The following is a 14,881-nucleotide window of genomic DNA, read 5'->3' as shown; positions in this document are numbered from 1 at the left end:
TTTCTTGCCGATCCTCCGGCCATCGAATCCTTCGATAGGGTAGCAATGACAGACCTTAAGAATCCGCACGAAGAGTTAACAAAGGGTAACTTTGTTGACGCAGAGAAACCGTTTGACCTGTTTGATGAATGGCTTGAAGACGCAAAGGGTTCAGAGATGAACGATCCGAATGCGCTGGCGCTGTCGACGGTCGATCCGGACGGCCTGCCAAACGTCCGCATGGTTCTTCTAAAGGGTTTCGATGAAACAGGTTTTGTCTTTTACACAAATCTGGAAAGTGCCAAAGGGCATGAACTCTTGTCGGCACAAAAAGCTGCCATGTGTTTTCATTGGAAAAGTCTGAGACGGCAGGTTCGCATCCGCGGAGAGATTGTTCAGGTCTCTGATCAAGAGGCCGATGAATACTACCAGTCTCGGCCACGTGGCAGCCGCATTGGCGCCTGGGCATCCAAGCAATCCCGTCCGCTGGAAAGCCGGTTTGCTCTGGAAAAGGAAGTTGCAAAGTTCACGGCTAAGTTCGGTATCAGTGATATTCCACGCCCGGATCACTGGTCCGGCCTGCGCTTGGTCCCCAGCGAAATCGAGTTCTGGGCCGACCGGCCGTTCCGCCTGCATGACCGGGTCCAATTTACGCGCAGCGCGCCATCTGAACCTTGGAGCAAGCAACGGCTCTATCCGTAATAAGCTGTAGCGTTCAAAGAAGCCGCATCCAGCGGAAGGCGAAGAACGTTACCGCGACAGAGGTAAGCATGAGACCAATGGAGAACAGGAACCCCTGTTCCCAGTGCAGTTCCGGCATATTGACGAAATTCATGCCGTAGACCGAGGCAATCAGGGTCGGCGGCAGGAAGATCAGCCCCAGAACGGTGAAGATCTTGGAAATCTGGTTCTGTTCCAGGGAGACCAGGCCAACTGTGGCGTCGAGCAAAAAAGTGAGTTTGTTGTCCAGCGCATCACCGTGCTCTTTGATCGAGTGAATATCGCGGCCAAACATCTTGCAGTCCTCGATCTGCTTTTCGCTTAGGTTCAGGCGCGTGGCATGGGTGGCCATGTAAAGGAGCAAGCGGGACAAGCTGGCACAAACGTCATGCATTTTTGCGACCTTCAAGCCGATTCTGCCAAGCTGTTTGATCGCGATCTTATAGCTGGATGTCTTTCGGGTGTTGAGCCCGTCCCCGAAAACTTTCATTGCCAAGCCATCATAGCTTGCTGATGCCGTTTCCATTTCATCGGCGCAGCGGTCGACGATGATGTCGAGGAAGGCAAACATTATCGCTGGACCCAAATGAGCGATGCTCGTGTCGGACTGAACTTTGCGCGCGAGGAAAGTTAGGGAGCCCGGTTCGCCATAACGGACCGTGATGAGCCGTTTCGCGTTCAGCACAAAGGTTACTGAAGATTCCACCGGATCCAAGGTTTGGACGGCCCCAGGCATTTGGGCGGTCATGACAACGGCGCCAGGTTCCAAATAGAGCCGTTCTGACGTTTCAATTGATGTGATGTCTTCCTGTGTTGGAATAACCGCGCCCATCAGCTTTTCTGCTTCGGCACGTTCTTCTGGTGTCGGGCTTAGAAGATCGATCCAGATCGATGTGGCCGGCAGGGGGGCGCCATCGGTCAGTTCGATGCGCTCAAGTCCGTCGACAGAAGGGCAATAGGCAATAATCATTTGGGCAGGCTCCACCTCGGATTGCAAAAGCAATCATCAGGTGGCAGCTTGCCCAAATTCAAAACGGTCTTGCAACTGCTTTAACAGATATGGCGGTACATAGCTTGAGCTGCCGCCCTAATAAACTCGGGCGAGCTTAGTCATAGCTATGCTGCAGCTGTTTAAGCAGCAAACCTTAGACGACCAGGGTCGAAATATGTCTTGAGAAAGGTGTGGCCGATCAACAGCCAGCCAGCTTATTTTCCGGCTGTCTTTTTTGCGAACGGACGCAAGCACAATGCAGCTGCGTTCAAAGCAGCGATACCAACAGGCTTATAGAGACTTTCAAGTTTTGCTCCAGCCGGTGCAGAAGGCGCAGGGCGGGCAGTTTGTTCAGACATTTTTCCGGTCCGTCTTGTTTTACTGTTTCTAGGTCTTGCGCGTTCCTAATATTCCAAGCTCTCAACGCGCGCTCTTCATGTGGTCTCCAAATAAGGCGCTGGAGTGGCAAATAAGGTCCGTCCGGCATTCTTTATTCAGATAAGTCTAGAATGCCCCTGCGTTTTCTGCTCGGCTACTCAAAAACAATGTCAAGTTGTTACTGTTTCAGCTCAAATGTGAACGAACCCGGTAAGGCTTTGTTAACGAAGGCCGCGTTTTTTGGCCTCTGAGAGTCGGCCAGCCCTTCCGTGATGTCTGCCGATTGTCAGAAGCCCGTGGCAAAGCTGCTGATGCTGCTATGCCGACTCGTAGTCTGATGCTAGACAGGTGGCGAGGAAATCAAACTCTAAAGTCAGATGAAGCGGTATCCAGATCACAAGTCGAGAGCGGCACCGGCAAGCCGGTCCTTTGGTGCGGTCGCGTTTGCGCTTGCCTTGATCACAGTCCTGGGCATGCGGTTCGGCTTGGTAACGCCGGACATCTTTGTCTTGTCGTTGGCAGCCGCAGCCGTCCTTGCTGTTCTCGCTCTTATATGCGCCCTGACAGCATTTTTGCGAATTTGGAGCCTCGGTGGAAGCGGTATTGGCTCTTCTATTCTTGGAGGGTTTCTGGGCTTGCTGGCCCTTTCAGCACCGGTGGCCGTACTGGGGATGTTGGTTGTAAAGCCGGAGTTGACAGATGTTTCAACAGATCCGGATGATCCTCCGTTTTTAATTGAGTTTGCTCCAAAAACTGAGCAAGCAGTCCTTGTTTGGGCGATGGCTATTGTTCAGGAAACTGGATGGGTGTCGATCAAGATGCCGGTCGAACAAACCAGGTCCCTGGCGGAAATGCAGTTTGGACTTTATCCGGATATCGTTCCGCGGCGGTACCGGATCTCTCCGGGAGAACTCCATGCGGCCTCAAAAAAGGCAGTTGAAACCCTGCGATGGCGGATAATTGATGAACTTCCGCCGGATCTGTTGGATGCGCCGACGGCTTTGTGGGCCGAAGAAACCACTCAGGTACTTGGTTTGAAACACGACGTTGCATTGCGGGTTCGGCCGGACCCTGTTGGAGCACTTCTAGATGTTCGTGCCCGCTCACAATCCCCTTTGCGGGAACTTTCCAGCAATGCAGATGTTATTCGTAGCGTGTTATCTGAAGTCGACAAGGTTCTGCTTGAGACTTACGGCAATTTGGAGCGTCTGGCGGTCGAAGAAGCGGATTTGGAAGATGAAATTCCGCTGGAAACCTATGAGCCTGAGCGGAAAACAGTGCCGCTTCCTGGTTTCAAGCCGTTTTTCGAAACTGAAGAAGGTCTGTCGGCAGATGCCTTCGAGCTCGATGACCTCGAAGGCTGACAGCAGTCATTCAATCCGATAGCCGAAAACTTGCATCGAGTGCCAAGCCGGGATCGGCTTGTGTACAGCCGCGCTCTGTCAGGTCCTCCAAATGGGCAAAAACCGAGAGACCGGCTGCGCCGTGAAGCATGGGGTCCACATCTGCGTAGAGTTTTGCGACAATCTCCGGAATGCTGCGGGGGGTGTCTCCAAGTTCGCTCAAGATCGAACTTTCCCGGTTGAGCCGGTGCTGTTTCAACTGTTCTACATAAGCCGGTGCATCCCGAACGATGCCGCCATGCCCAGGCAGGTATGTTGTTTCGGACCGGGCAAGCATTTTGTCAATCGACGCCATATAATCGCGCATCGACCCGTCGGGTGCGGCGACGATAGACGTTGACCAAGCCATAACATGGTCACCACTGATCAAGATGTCTTCCCCCTCCAGGGCAAAACACAGATGGTTGGCCGTGTGGCCAGGCGTTGCGATTGCTTGAAAGGTGATGCCAGCCACTTCGAAGGTTTCACCGTCTGCAGTTTCCTGATCGGGCGCGTAGTCTTTGTCGCCGCTGGCATCCAGGGGATTGACTTCACCTTCCATAAGAGGGCGGGCGGCACGGTGCGGGGCGCAACCGATGATGGGAGCCCCTGTCCTTTCCTGAAGAAGCCGGGCAGCGGGGGAATGATCCACATGAGTGTGTGTGATCAAAATGGCTTCGACGCGCGCGCCTTCGGTTACCGACAGGATCGTGTCCACATGTGCGGGATCTGCTGGTCCGGGGTCGACCACCACGAGGTCCTTTTGGCCCAGGATATAAGTGTTGGTCCCGTGAAATGTGAACGGGCCCGGGTTGTTTGCCGTCAAACGGCAAAGGCCAGGCAAAATTTCAACGCGTTCCCCATAGCGGGGATCAAAAGTCCGGTCGTGTTTCATGATTTGCGGTTCATTCCTGGCAAAGTCTCTATCCGATTTATGTGTCACCAGCAGCTGGTGCAAGGCGTCATGTGATTGACGTTTGAATCAGATAACGGCCAAATAATTCGCCAATCGAGCCCAAAACATGGGATCTTGTCAAACAAGATGAACTGGAAATCGAAAGCAATGTTGCAATGACCGAACAAACCGCAACTGAATATGAGTGCCGGTTTGAAAGCGTGATCGCATTGCCGCGGCCAAAAGCGTTCAAGCTGGTTGTTGATCATCCGGAACTTTGGTGGACATCACCGTTTAAAAAGACGCGCGGTGAACGCCTTGACGTCAGCATCGATCCATTTATCGGTGGTGCCTGTTATCAGCTTGATGGCAACGGCCAGCAACAGGTGTGGGGCACGGTCCTTTCGATTGAGGAACCGCTTTATCTCAGGATCGCCTGGCAGGTGTCGCAAGCGGGTGAACAGATTGCTGACCCTGCAGCGGCGAGCCGGGTGATGATCAATTTCCGGGAGGCAAGCGAGGTTACGCGCCTGGAAGTCGTTCACAGCAAGTTTCTGCGCCACGGAGAAAGCGGCGGTGACTATATGCGGGAGATGATGCAGCCGGACGGCTGGCCACGTATTTTGAAGAATATGTCTGACGCTGCAAAAGCAATGCGTTAGCTTCAGTGGTTCTTTTGATCGGACAATTCGAAACGCTGTCCGCTGTCGTTTTGCTGACATGAATTCTATGTTAGGCGATGTGTCCGCTGTTGTAGGTCCATGTCTTCATACTTCTACTTGTAAGATGAGGCGTCGAAATACTCAGCGTCGGTTTTGTCCCTGTCTGCCCAAACTCCAGAAGCAATATGACTGTGTCCCAGCCCCCCTTCGAAGGAAGCGCAAATTTGCAAAGCACTGAGACTCCCAAGCGCCGGCTCAGGGATGCACGCTGGACGCTTTTGGCAGGCGGAGCTGTCCTCTTGGGGCTTGTTATGTTTTACGGAATACCGCATTGGGTGGGGCTTTTCGGATTTGCCGCCATGACAATGGCTACTATCATGGTGCCACGCAATGCCGCCAGCCGCCGGGTCAAGGTCAAGGCGCAGCGGGAAATGCGGCGCATGTGGCCAGGAACGGGCATGAAGGTAACCGTGGATGCCTTGCCGTCACCCTGTTTTGTTGCCGATGCCCGCGGTATTACCCGCTATGTCAATTCCGAGGCGATGACGGTCTATCCCGGCGCAAAACCAGGTGATCCGTTGTCCTTTTCCTTGCGGGCGCCGTCACTCTTGGAAGCATTTGACCGAGTGTGCTCTTCGGGAGAGGCTGAGCGGATCAGCTGGATCGAAAAAGTCCCGACAGAAACCTGGCTGGAAGCGCATATCGCACCAATGTATATGCCCGGCACCGCAGAAACCACCCGGCCACAGGAATTGCCGGACTTTGTGCTTGTGGTGGTTCAAGATCTAACGGAAAATAGGCGCCTCGAGCGGATGCGGACAGATTTTGTTGCCAATGCAAGTCACGAATTGCGCACGCCTCTTGCGTCCTTAACGGGATTTGTTGAAACCTTGCAAGGTCCGGCCCGCGATGACACTGAAGCCCGGGACCGGTTTTTGGCTATCATGTTGGATCAAGCCAGCCGGATGCGCCGGTTGATCGACGATATCCTATCGTTGTCACGAATTGAGTTAAGGGCGCATGTCCGGCCGCAAACGAGGGTCGACTTCTGCGAGATCATCCGACACACCAATGACGCGCTAAGCCCCTTGGCCCAGGACATGAACGTAGAAATCCGGCTAGATTTGCCGGAAACACCGGTGCTGATTGCGGGCGAACGGGATGAGCTCATCCAAGTGACGGAAAACCTTGTCGAGAACGCGCTCAAATACGGCAGCACAGGCAAAGTCGTCGATGTCACTTTGACACCAGGTGAAGCCTGTGAGGACGGTACGGAGTGGCAATTGGCGGTCCGCGACTATGGCGAAGGAATTGCGCCAGAGCACTTGCCGCGGCTAACGGAACGGTTTTACCGGGTCGATGTGGATTCGAGCCGGGCAATGAAAGGCACCGGATTGGGGCTTGCCATCGTCAAACACATTTTGACCCGCCACAGGGCCCGCCTTGATGTGGACAGCGAGCCCGGCAAGGGCGCAACTTTCAAAGTGACAATTTCCGAATAGGCTGGACTACGCCCAATTATCTTATGTTGGGCTTACCTATTCCGGACGCGGAATCACGAGGTCCGGGTCATATTCAAAGATCTGAACTTGAACCTCTTTTGACATGTTTGGCGCAAAGGAGCTGACAAAATCCGTTGACTCCCAGCGCATGACCCGGGCTGTTTCTGGATCAATGTAGACAGTGTGCCGTGCGCCGAACCACATGTCGTTCATTTTCGGGTTCGGGTCCGTTTTGGTGACATATGACACCACGTCATAATTGGAACCATCCAGGTCTACGGTGCCCAGGCATTTTCCGTCGGTTAGATTCGCTTTTTCCTGGTTATGCTGCGCTTTTCGAACGTCGTTGTGGTCTGCCGGCAGGCTGTTCGGCGATTTGGTCCAAGGACCATCGAGGGACGGTCCAGTCCAACTGTCAGCATCGATCACCAGAGCAAATAGCCCGCCGCCCTCAACGCCTGAGACGCTGCGGAAAGGTGTTTGCCATCGGGTCAAGTATCTGCGGACAAAATTGCCTTCTGCGTCGGTCACAGTGTTTGTCAGCCGGTGCGGCGGGCGGACAAACGGATCCAAGGCACCGCCCTCGAACATTCCGGCGATTGTCTCATGGCAGGTTTCAGCAGAAGCCGTTTGGGGTGTTGCAATAATAAGAAGTGCCAAAAGCATTTTTTTCATGGAAACAAACTCTCTCATTCTTTGACTGTATTTGTGAGACGTTCAGAACAGGCCTGGCACGACCGATCGATTGTAGTCAGCCAGTCCCACGGTCAAAATCTTCCGAATTTCAGCGGCCTCAGGATGGGTTGCGGATATGGCGACATATTCAAACTCAGGCTCGAAACACCCTGCATTTTTTAAGCTATCGGCCGCAATTCCCTTCTGTTCCAAATAGTGCGCCAAAACAGTTTGTTCCGCGGTGAAGGATTGGATGCGGCTAAGCTTCAGCATGCGCAATTGCCGAAACAGGATGTCGTTTCCCGATAAATGTGTGACATTTTTCCTGTTCTGCACGTAGTCGAAGAACTCCGGAGTATGGACGATCCCCTTTTCAACCGCGATCAACCTATCTTTCAACGATGCCACACCGCGCCATTCCCAAGAGTCACCGGAGTCTGAGAAAAAACACATGCGGGTGAAGTACAGCCAGCTATTAGGAAAAACGGCGCCGTCTATCCCGTCTTTCAAAACGCCCGGTAATATGTCGAGATGTCCGGTCTGAAGATCTGTAACAGCCCGCGCGAATGGTATTTGTTTAAACTGCAGTTCATATCCAGCCCCTGCAAATGCCGCTTTTAATCCATCGACAAACGGTCCACTTTCATCCAGGCAAATAAAAGGACAGCCATCAAACAGGGCTACGCTCAAGACCTTTTTCCGATCTTCCGCTTTGCCGTCAGAAGTCATTGTCAAAAATGCAATAAAAACGAGTGCGCAGATGGTGGCGCAAAAGATCAGAAGATGAAAAGTATCCCGTTTTTTCGCGTCTCTCTGCACAGCAATACCAATCTTTGATACGCAGCGTCTTGTGTCAATTTCATGAGTAGCGCTACGTCAAGCGGTGTTAAATTGCTCTATTTATTTGACTAAGAGCATAATGCGAAGGTGGATGGACTGCAATCTAATCGAACCGTTAAGTGGGAGCTCGATTATCGGTTGGTTGGATGTAGTGTCCTGCAAATCAAGGGTATCGGCAGAGCCGTTTAGGGTGTGGGCTCGTGAGACTGAAACCTCCGACAACGGCGATGCGCCGTTTTTGTCAGCATGGGGCTGTTACTGAAAGAAATTGATGTTGGTTCCCGGGAGAGCCGGTCTGTTCGAGATGCTCGGGATTCTGTGTCATAGAATAATGCTCTTTGACACAATGAAATGAGGTTTTGTAAAAATAGATATAAAAATCAATAATTTATACTGTCATAAAACTGAATAAAAACTGTCATAGAACTCTCATCCATCGAGCCTAGTTTCCCGGCAGCGCTTGGACGAAATCGCGTCCGGCGTGGATAGACAAACCTTGACATTCAAAGGGAGTGGTCAAGTGAAATTTACGACCCTCGTTAGCGCAACAGCAGTTGCAGTTGCTTCCACCGCATTCGTTGGCGCCGCTCAGGCTCGCGACCAGGTTCAGATCGCTGGTTCCTCCACCGTTCTGCCTTACGCTTCCATCGTCGCTGAAGCTTTTGGCGAAAACACCGACTTCCCGACACCGGTTGTTGAGTCCGGCGGTTCTTCTGCTGGCCTGAAGCGTTTCTGTGAAGGTGTTGGCGAAAACACCATCGACGTTGCCAACGCTTCTCGCAAAATCCGCGCGAAAGAAATCAAGGCCTGCGCCGAAGCTGGTGTGAAAGACATCATCGAAGTCCGCATCGGTTACGACGGAATCGTTTTCGCTTCCCAGAAGTCTGGTCCTGCTTTCACCGCGTTCCAGCCGGCTGACATCTTCAACGCTCTGGGCTCCAAGGTCCTCAAGGACGGCGAACTGGTCGCTAACCCATACAACAACTGGTCTGATTTCAACGCTGACCTGCCGAACGTTGAAATCGCTGCTTTCATCCCGGGCACCAAGCACGGCACTCGTGAAGTTTTCGAAGACAAGGTTCTTCTGGCTGGCTGTGAGGCAACCGGCGCTTTCGAAAAGTTCCTCGAAGCTGCTGAAGGCGACAGCGACAAAGCGAAGAAAAAAGCTGCTGAAAAGGCGTGTATCGACGTTCGCGCCGACGGCAAGTCTGTCGACATCGACGGTGACTACACCGAAACACTTGCCCGCATCGACTCCAATGCAAACGGCATCGGCATCTTCGGTCTTGCTTTCTATGAAAACAACACCGACAAGCTGAAAGTTGCGACCATGGGTGATGTGGCTCCGTCCACTGAAACCATTGCTTCCGGCACCTACCCGGTTTCCCGCCCGCTGTACTTTTACGTCAAGAAGGCGCACATCGGCGTGATCCCGGGCCTGAAAGAATACGCTCAGTTCTTCATCGCTGACGAAATCGCAGGCGGCGACGGCCCTCTGGCCCAGTACGGCCTGGTTGCCGATCCTGAGCTGGCTGCCACTCAGGCATCTATTGCTGCTGAAGAAACAATGAAGTAATTCGGCATCTGCCGAATAAGAGGGGCGGCTGCACCGCCGCTCCTCATTTTGTTTTGTGACTATTAAACATCTCGGGGAAGCAGATGCCTTTGTTTTGGCTTGTCTTGATCGTGCTTGCCATTGCGTCCGTTGGGTACGTTGTGGGCCGGTCAAGAGCTTTGGCAAGCGCCGGAGGGGTGCCCAGCCAGCTGCACTCCCTGCCATCTTATTATGGGTCCAACGTTGCCATGAAGGCGGCTGTCCCAGCGTTCTTGATCCTTGTGATCTGGCTTTTGGCGCAGCCGTTTTATGTCAACGGCTCGGTGTCGGGCATGATCCCGGAGAGCGAGATTGCAGAAGGCTCTTCCCGGAGCCTGGTTCTTGCTGAAGTCCGCAGAGCAGCCACGGGCATGGATAATGCCATTGCTCAGAAGCTGATGACGGAAGAGTTTGCCCGCAGCGCCCGCGCCGATGTCACAGATATCACGGCGCGCCTCAAAGAAGCCGGCCAGATTGTAACGTCCGATATCACCCAGCCGATCATGCGCGCGGCCCAGCATTACCGGGTTCTGAGTTCTTCTGGCCGGTTCTACATGTCGATCGTTGTCATTCTGGCGGCGATTGCCGGGGCTCTATGGGGGCTCAAAGAGTCCCATGCCGACTTCCGTGCCCGCAACACCGTTGAACGGGGCGTTCGCAGCCTGCTGATTGCGGCCGCCTCCATCGCCGTTCTCACCACAATCGGGATTGTGCTGTCGCTGGTGTTCAACACGATCGAGTTCTTTAAACTTTACCCGGCGTTCGACTTCTTTTTCGGTCTCACTTGGGCACCAAGTTTCTCCGGCCGCGGCGGGGATTCCGAACTCGGCATCATTCCACTGCTCTGGGGCACCTTTTATATTTCCTTCGTCGCCTTGGCCGTGGCGGTACCAATTGGCCTCTTTGCAGCGGTTTATCTCTCCGAATATGCCGGGCCGAAAGTCCGCGCAGTTGCCAAGCCAATGCTGGAAGTTCTGGCCGGTATCCCGACCATCGTTTATGGCCTGTTCGCGCTGCTGACTGTCGGTCCGATGCTGGTTTCGGTCTTCGGTGACAACGGTCTTGGCATCATGAAGGCCGGAACCGCCGTCATGACCGCGGGTCTGGTCATGGGCATCATGCTGATCCCATTTGTCAGCTCCTTGTCGGACGACATCATCAATGCCGTGCCGCAGGCCATGCGCGATGGCTCTTACGGTTTGGGTGCAACGAAATCGGAAACCGTCAAACAAGTGATCTTACCAGCCGCGCTGCCGGGGATCGTCGGTGCCATCCTGCTCGCAGCCTCGCGGGCCATCGGTGAAACCATGATCGTCGTGCTTGGGGCAGGGGCGGCCGCACGGCTCAGCCTCAACCCGTTCGAAGCCATGACGACTGTGACCGCGAAAATTGTCAGTCAGCTAACAGGAGATGCGGACTTCGCGTCCCCAGTGGCGCTGGTCGCGTTTGCTCTAGGGATGACACTTTTCGTCGTGACCCTGGGTCTCAACATCATTGCGCTCTACATCGTGCGCAAATACCGGGAGCAGTATGACTGATGACCGACGCAACACTTTCTCCGGACGGTGCTAAGATGCCGGAAAAAGCAGCTGCAAAACCGCGCTCGCTCTATGCAACGGACGATCTGACCCGGAAACGCAATGCGGCTGAAAAGCGCTTCAAGGCCTATGGGATGGGAGCAGTCGGGATCGGCTTGTTTTTCCTGGTGGTCCTCGCGTTTTCGATCGTATCTGAGGGCATTCCAGCCTTCACCCGGACAGTGGTGAAAGTGGAATTCACTATCACCCAGGAACAGTTCAACGCGGCTGAAAAAGAACTTTTCAAGACAAAAGCCTATGAAAAGTTCTTCATTGGAGCTCTTGAACAACAACTCAATGACCGCGGCCTGGAAGTTCCGTTCGACGGTGCTGCCATTGGGCGGATCGTTGGCAAGACCGGCGGCACTATCCGGGAGTATTTTCGTGCCAATCAGGATCAGCTCGGTGAGCCGGTTCGTTTTGAATTGGCCGCAGCCTCCCGTGTTGACGGCTACATCAACGGCCGTGTCACACGCGACAACATGACGGACAGCCGGTTCCTGCAAAAGACTGACCTCGATATCGTAGACGGTCTGGTAAAGGCGGACATTATTGAATCTGTTTTCAACTGGAACTTCATCACCGGTGCCGACTCCGGCGTGGACAATCCTGGTGGTGCGGGCATCGGCGCCTCAGTCGTTGGTTCGTTCTTCATGATGCTGGTGGTGCTGTTCCTCTCCCTGCCGATTGGCGTCGCCGCGTCGATCTACTTGGAAGAGTTTGCCCCGCAAAACCGGATCACGGACCTGATTGAAGTCAACATCTCCAATCTGGCCGCTGTTCCGTCCATCGTGTTCGGTATCTTGGGTCTGGCCGTGTTCATTCAGTTCATGCACCTACCGCAGTCGGCGCCGCTGGTTGGCGGGCTGGTGCTGACCCTCATGACCCTGCCCACAATCATCATCTCGACCCGGGCGTCTTTGAAGGCGGTGCCGCCGAGCATTCGCGATGCAGCGCTCGGCGTTGGGGCTTCTAAAATGCAGGCGATTTTCCATCACGTGCTGCCCTTGGCAATGCCCGGCATCCTGACTGGAACAATCATTGGTCTGGCTCAGGCACTAGGTGAAACCGCACCGCTGCTGCTGATCGGTATGGTCGGCTTTGTGGCCCGTGGATATCCCGACAGCTTCGTTGGCGGTTTTGTTGAGCCCAATTCTGCGATGCCGGCACAGATCTATACCTGGGCGGCTCGTGCTGACTTTGCATTCTACGAAAAAGCCTGGGGCGGCATTATCGTCTTGCTGCTGTTCCTTCTGACAATGAACTTTATTGCCATTATCCTGCGCCGCAGGTTTGAGCGCCGCTGGTAAGGAGGCGAGACCTATGAATGATATGCCGCAAATCGAACAGGCAGCCGACATGACCGACAGCAAGATTTCAGCGAAAAAGGTCCAGGTCTATTATGGCGACACCCACGCCATCAAAGATGTGGACCTGGAAATTCAGCCTCGGTCAGTGACCGCCTTTATTGGACCGTCAGGCTGTGGCAAGTCGACCTTCTTGCGCACCATCAACCGGATGAACGATACGATCGACATCTGCCGTGTCGAAGGCTCCATCAAGATCGATGGCGAAGACATCTACGATCCAAAAGTCGATCCGGTGCAGCTGCGCGCCAAGGTTGGAATGGTGTTTCAGAAGCCGAACCCGTTCCCAAAATCGATCTACGACAACATCGCCTATGGGCCGCGGATCCATGGACTGGCTCGCAACCGGGATGAGCTTGATGAGATCGTCAGCTCAAGCCTGCAGAAGGCTGGACTTTGGAATGAGGTCAAGGACCGTTTGAACGAGCCGGGCACTGGCATGTCCGGCGGTCAGCAGCAGCGGCTGTGCATTGCGCGCGCGATTGCGGTGAGCCCGGAAGTCATCCTGATGGATGAGCCCTGCTCGGCACTTGATCCGATCGCGACGGCGAAGGTTGAGGAGCTGATCGATGAGCTGCGGGAAAACTATACGATTGTTATCGTGACCCACTCCATGCAGCAGGCCGCCCGCGTATCCCAGCGCACTGCGTTTTTCCATCTCGGCGTTCTGGTTGAGGAAGGTCCAACACAGGACATCTTCACCAATCCGTCGGACAAACGCACTCAAGATTACATCACCGGCCGCTTCGGCTGACCGGGTTGCACAAGTTTCGAAAGGGCACAGGATGTCTGAACACATAGTCACGGCCTATGATGACGAATTGAACGCCATGGCCGGCCGGATTGCCGAAATGGGCGGGCTTGCAGAAAAAGCGTTTGCCGATGCAGTCTCAGCCTTGGTTTCTGGAGATACCGACTTGGCCCGGAAAGTGGTTTCCGAAGATGCCCGGTTGGATTCCCTGCATCAGGACGTTGAAGAAGATCTGATTGCCATGATCGTGCGGCGCCAGCCGATGGGGCAAGACTTGCGCGAAATTACTGCAGCAAGCCGGATCGCCCATGATCTGGAACGCGTTGGCGATCTTGCCAAAAACGTCGCAAAACGTGCAATCGCCATTGATAACGATCTTCAGAGTAAGAAGTTGGCAATCGGCGTTGAGCACATGACGGAATTGGCGCTGAGCCAACTGAAGAAGGTGCTCGATGCCTACACCCGGCGCGACGCTGAGGCGGCGCGTCAGGTTCAGGAAGCCGATGCCGAAGTCGATGCGATCTATACGTCGCTGTTTCGCGAACTGCTTACCTACATGATGGAAGACCCGCGGGTCATCACCGAATGCGTCCATCTCCTGTTCTGCGCAAAGAACATTGAGCGCATCGGTGATCATGCCACCAACATTGCCGAAAACGTCTACTTCATGGTGACAGGCGAGCGTCTGCCGGAAGAGCGGGCCAAGGTGGACGAAACTGGTGCCGTTTAACGGGTAAAGCAGAGTGGCCTTTGGGGACTGCACTGCTGAAGTTGAGGTCGGCGTAAAGCGCCGGCTGGTGGAATTGGAGCGAGAATTCATGCCGAAGGTGCTCATCGTCGAAGACGAAGAACCGCTAAGCCTTCTGTTGCGATACAATCTGGAAGCTGAAGGTTATGCCGTAGAGACTTGTGTCCGCGGTGATGAAGCAGAAATCCGTCTGCGCGAAAGCCAGCCCGATCTCCTGCTGTTGGATTGGATGCTGCCGGGCCTTTCCGGCATCGAGCTGTGCCGACGCCTACGCGCCCGTGAAGACACCGAACGTCTGCCGGTCATCATGCTGACCGCGCGGGGGGAAGAAGCCGAGCGCATCCGCGGGCTTTCAACAGGCGCTGATGACTACGTCGTCAAACCGTTTTCCGTTCCCGAGCTGATGGCCCGTGTCCGGGCGATCTTGCGCCGGGCGAGCCCGGAAGTGGTCTCTACGATGCTTCGGTCCGGCGATATTGAGCTTGACCGCGAAACACACCGGGTCCGGCGCAGCACCAAGGAAATTCGCCTTGGGCCGACCGAATTCCGCCTTTTGGAGTTTTTGATGACGTCCCCCGGGCGGGTGTTCTCGCGCGAGCAGCTGCTTGATGGCGTTTGGGGCCACGATGTCTATGTGGATGAGCGGACTGTCGATGTTCATGTCGGCCGGTTGCGCAAGGCCCTGAACAAGGGCAAAGCCAAGGACCCGATCCGCACCGTGCGCGGTGCGGGTTATTCCTTCAACGACCAATTTGCAGCTGCCTAAGACAATTGTAGAGGCCTGCCGGAAACTGCGGCAGGCCTTCTTCCTTTGCAGGCA

General features: G+C 54.4%; 14 protein-coding genes. 10 read left to right on the top strand and 4 right to left on the bottom strand.

What is annotated here, in order from left to right; translation table 11 throughout:
• The first annotated feature begins 45 nt into the window (after positions 1 to 45).
• Complete coding sequence (pdxH, locus tag ACOOFE_RS20555) at positions 46 to 681, top strand: pyridoxamine 5'-phosphate oxidase (protein WP_420411790.1); 636 nt, start codon at positions 46 to 48, stop codon at positions 679 to 681.
• A gap of 13 nt (positions 682 to 694) precedes the next feature.
• Here pdxH and ACOOFE_RS20550 read toward each other — a convergent pair whose 3' ends face one another.
• A complete protein-coding gene (locus ACOOFE_RS20550; RefSeq protein WP_420411789.1) occupies positions 695 to 1,669 on the bottom strand; it encodes a CorA family divalent cation transporter in 975 nt (324 codons plus the stop codon).
• A 776-nt stretch (positions 1,670 to 2,445) separates the two neighbouring features.
• Between ACOOFE_RS20550 and ACOOFE_RS20545 the strand changes: the two genes are divergently transcribed.
• Positions 2,446 to 3,432 (top strand): DUF1499 domain-containing protein, encoded by a 987-nt coding sequence (locus tag ACOOFE_RS20545; protein ID WP_420411788.1) that lies wholly within the window; start codon positions 2,446 to 2,448, stop codon positions 3,430 to 3,432.
• A gap of 10 nt (positions 3,433 to 3,442) precedes the next feature.
• Here the strand turns inward: ACOOFE_RS20545 and ACOOFE_RS20540 are convergent, their stop codons facing one another.
• Positions 3,443 to 4,345, bottom strand: a complete 903-nt coding sequence (locus ACOOFE_RS20540) for an MBL fold metallo-hydrolase (RefSeq protein WP_420411787.1) — start codon at positions 4,343 to 4,345, stop codon at positions 3,443 to 3,445.
• 176 nt (positions 4,346 to 4,521) lie between these two features.
• On the opposite strand from ACOOFE_RS20540, the gene ACOOFE_RS20535 reads away from it, so the two are divergent.
• Positions 4,522 to 5,007, top strand: coding sequence for an SRPBCC family protein (locus ACOOFE_RS20535; RefSeq protein WP_420411786.1), 486 nt, complete (start codon positions 4,522 to 4,524; stop codon positions 5,005 to 5,007).
• 359 nt (positions 5,008 to 5,366) lie between these two features.
• Complete coding sequence (locus ACOOFE_RS20530; protein WP_420411785.1) at positions 5,367 to 6,509, top strand: ATP-binding protein; 1,143 nt, start codon at positions 5,367 to 5,369, stop codon at positions 6,507 to 6,509.
• A 36-nt stretch (positions 6,510 to 6,545) separates the two neighbouring features.
• Here ACOOFE_RS20530 and ACOOFE_RS20525 read toward each other — a convergent pair whose 3' ends face one another.
• Positions 6,546 to 7,184 (bottom strand): hypothetical protein, encoded by a 639-nt coding sequence (locus ACOOFE_RS20525; protein WP_420411784.1) that lies wholly within the window; start codon positions 7,182 to 7,184, stop codon positions 6,546 to 6,548.
• Between the two features lie 42 nt (positions 7,185 to 7,226).
• On the bottom strand, positions 7,227 to 7,913 hold the full coding sequence (locus tag ACOOFE_RS20520) for a substrate-binding periplasmic protein (protein ID WP_420411783.1): 687 nt from the start codon (positions 7,911 to 7,913) through the stop codon (positions 7,227 to 7,229).
• A gap of 631 nt (positions 7,914 to 8,544) precedes the next feature.
• On the opposite strand from ACOOFE_RS20520, the gene ACOOFE_RS20515 reads away from it, so the two are divergent.
• From ACOOFE_RS20515 to phoB, 6 genes are all read left to right on the top strand, one after another.
• On the top strand, positions 8,545 to 9,600 hold the full coding sequence (locus tag ACOOFE_RS20515) for a substrate-binding domain-containing protein (RefSeq protein WP_141188070.1): 1,056 nt from the start codon (positions 8,545 to 8,547) through the stop codon (positions 9,598 to 9,600).
• Between the two features lie 83 nt (positions 9,601 to 9,683).
• On the top strand, positions 9,684 to 11,156 hold the full coding sequence (gene pstC / locus ACOOFE_RS20510; RefSeq protein WP_141188069.1) for a phosphate ABC transporter permease subunit PstC: 1,473 nt from the start codon (positions 9,684 to 9,686) through the stop codon (positions 11,154 to 11,156).
• Positions 11,156 to 12,505 carry a phosphate ABC transporter permease PstA gene (gene pstA / locus ACOOFE_RS20505; RefSeq protein ID WP_420411782.1) on the top strand — a complete coding sequence of 450 codons (1,350 nt, stop codon included), beginning with the start codon at positions 11,156 to 11,158 and terminating at the stop codon, positions 12,503 to 12,505. Before pstC ends, pstA begins: the two co-directional genes overlap by 1 nt.
• Positions 12,506 to 12,518: 13 nt before the next feature.
• Positions 12,519 to 13,316 (top strand): phosphate ABC transporter ATP-binding protein PstB, encoded by a 798-nt coding sequence (gene pstB / locus ACOOFE_RS20500; RefSeq protein ID WP_141188067.1) that lies wholly within the window; start codon positions 12,519 to 12,521, stop codon positions 13,314 to 13,316.
• A 31-nt stretch (positions 13,317 to 13,347) separates the two neighbouring features.
• Complete coding sequence (gene phoU, locus ACOOFE_RS20495) at positions 13,348 to 14,043, top strand: phosphate signaling complex protein PhoU (protein ID WP_420411781.1); 696 nt, start codon at positions 13,348 to 13,350, stop codon at positions 14,041 to 14,043.
• Between the two features lie 88 nt (positions 14,044 to 14,131).
• Complete coding sequence (gene phoB, locus ACOOFE_RS20490; protein WP_420411780.1) at positions 14,132 to 14,827, top strand: phosphate regulon transcriptional regulator PhoB; 696 nt, start codon at positions 14,132 to 14,134, stop codon at positions 14,825 to 14,827.
• Positions 14,828 to 14,881: the final 54 nt, after the last annotated feature.

The organism is Roseibium sp., assembly GCF_965216085.1.
In the GTDB taxonomy this organism is placed as follows: Bacteria; Pseudomonadota; Alphaproteobacteria; order Rhizobiales; family Stappiaceae; genus Roseibium.
This window is presented reverse-complemented; position numbering and strand designations above follow the sequence as displayed.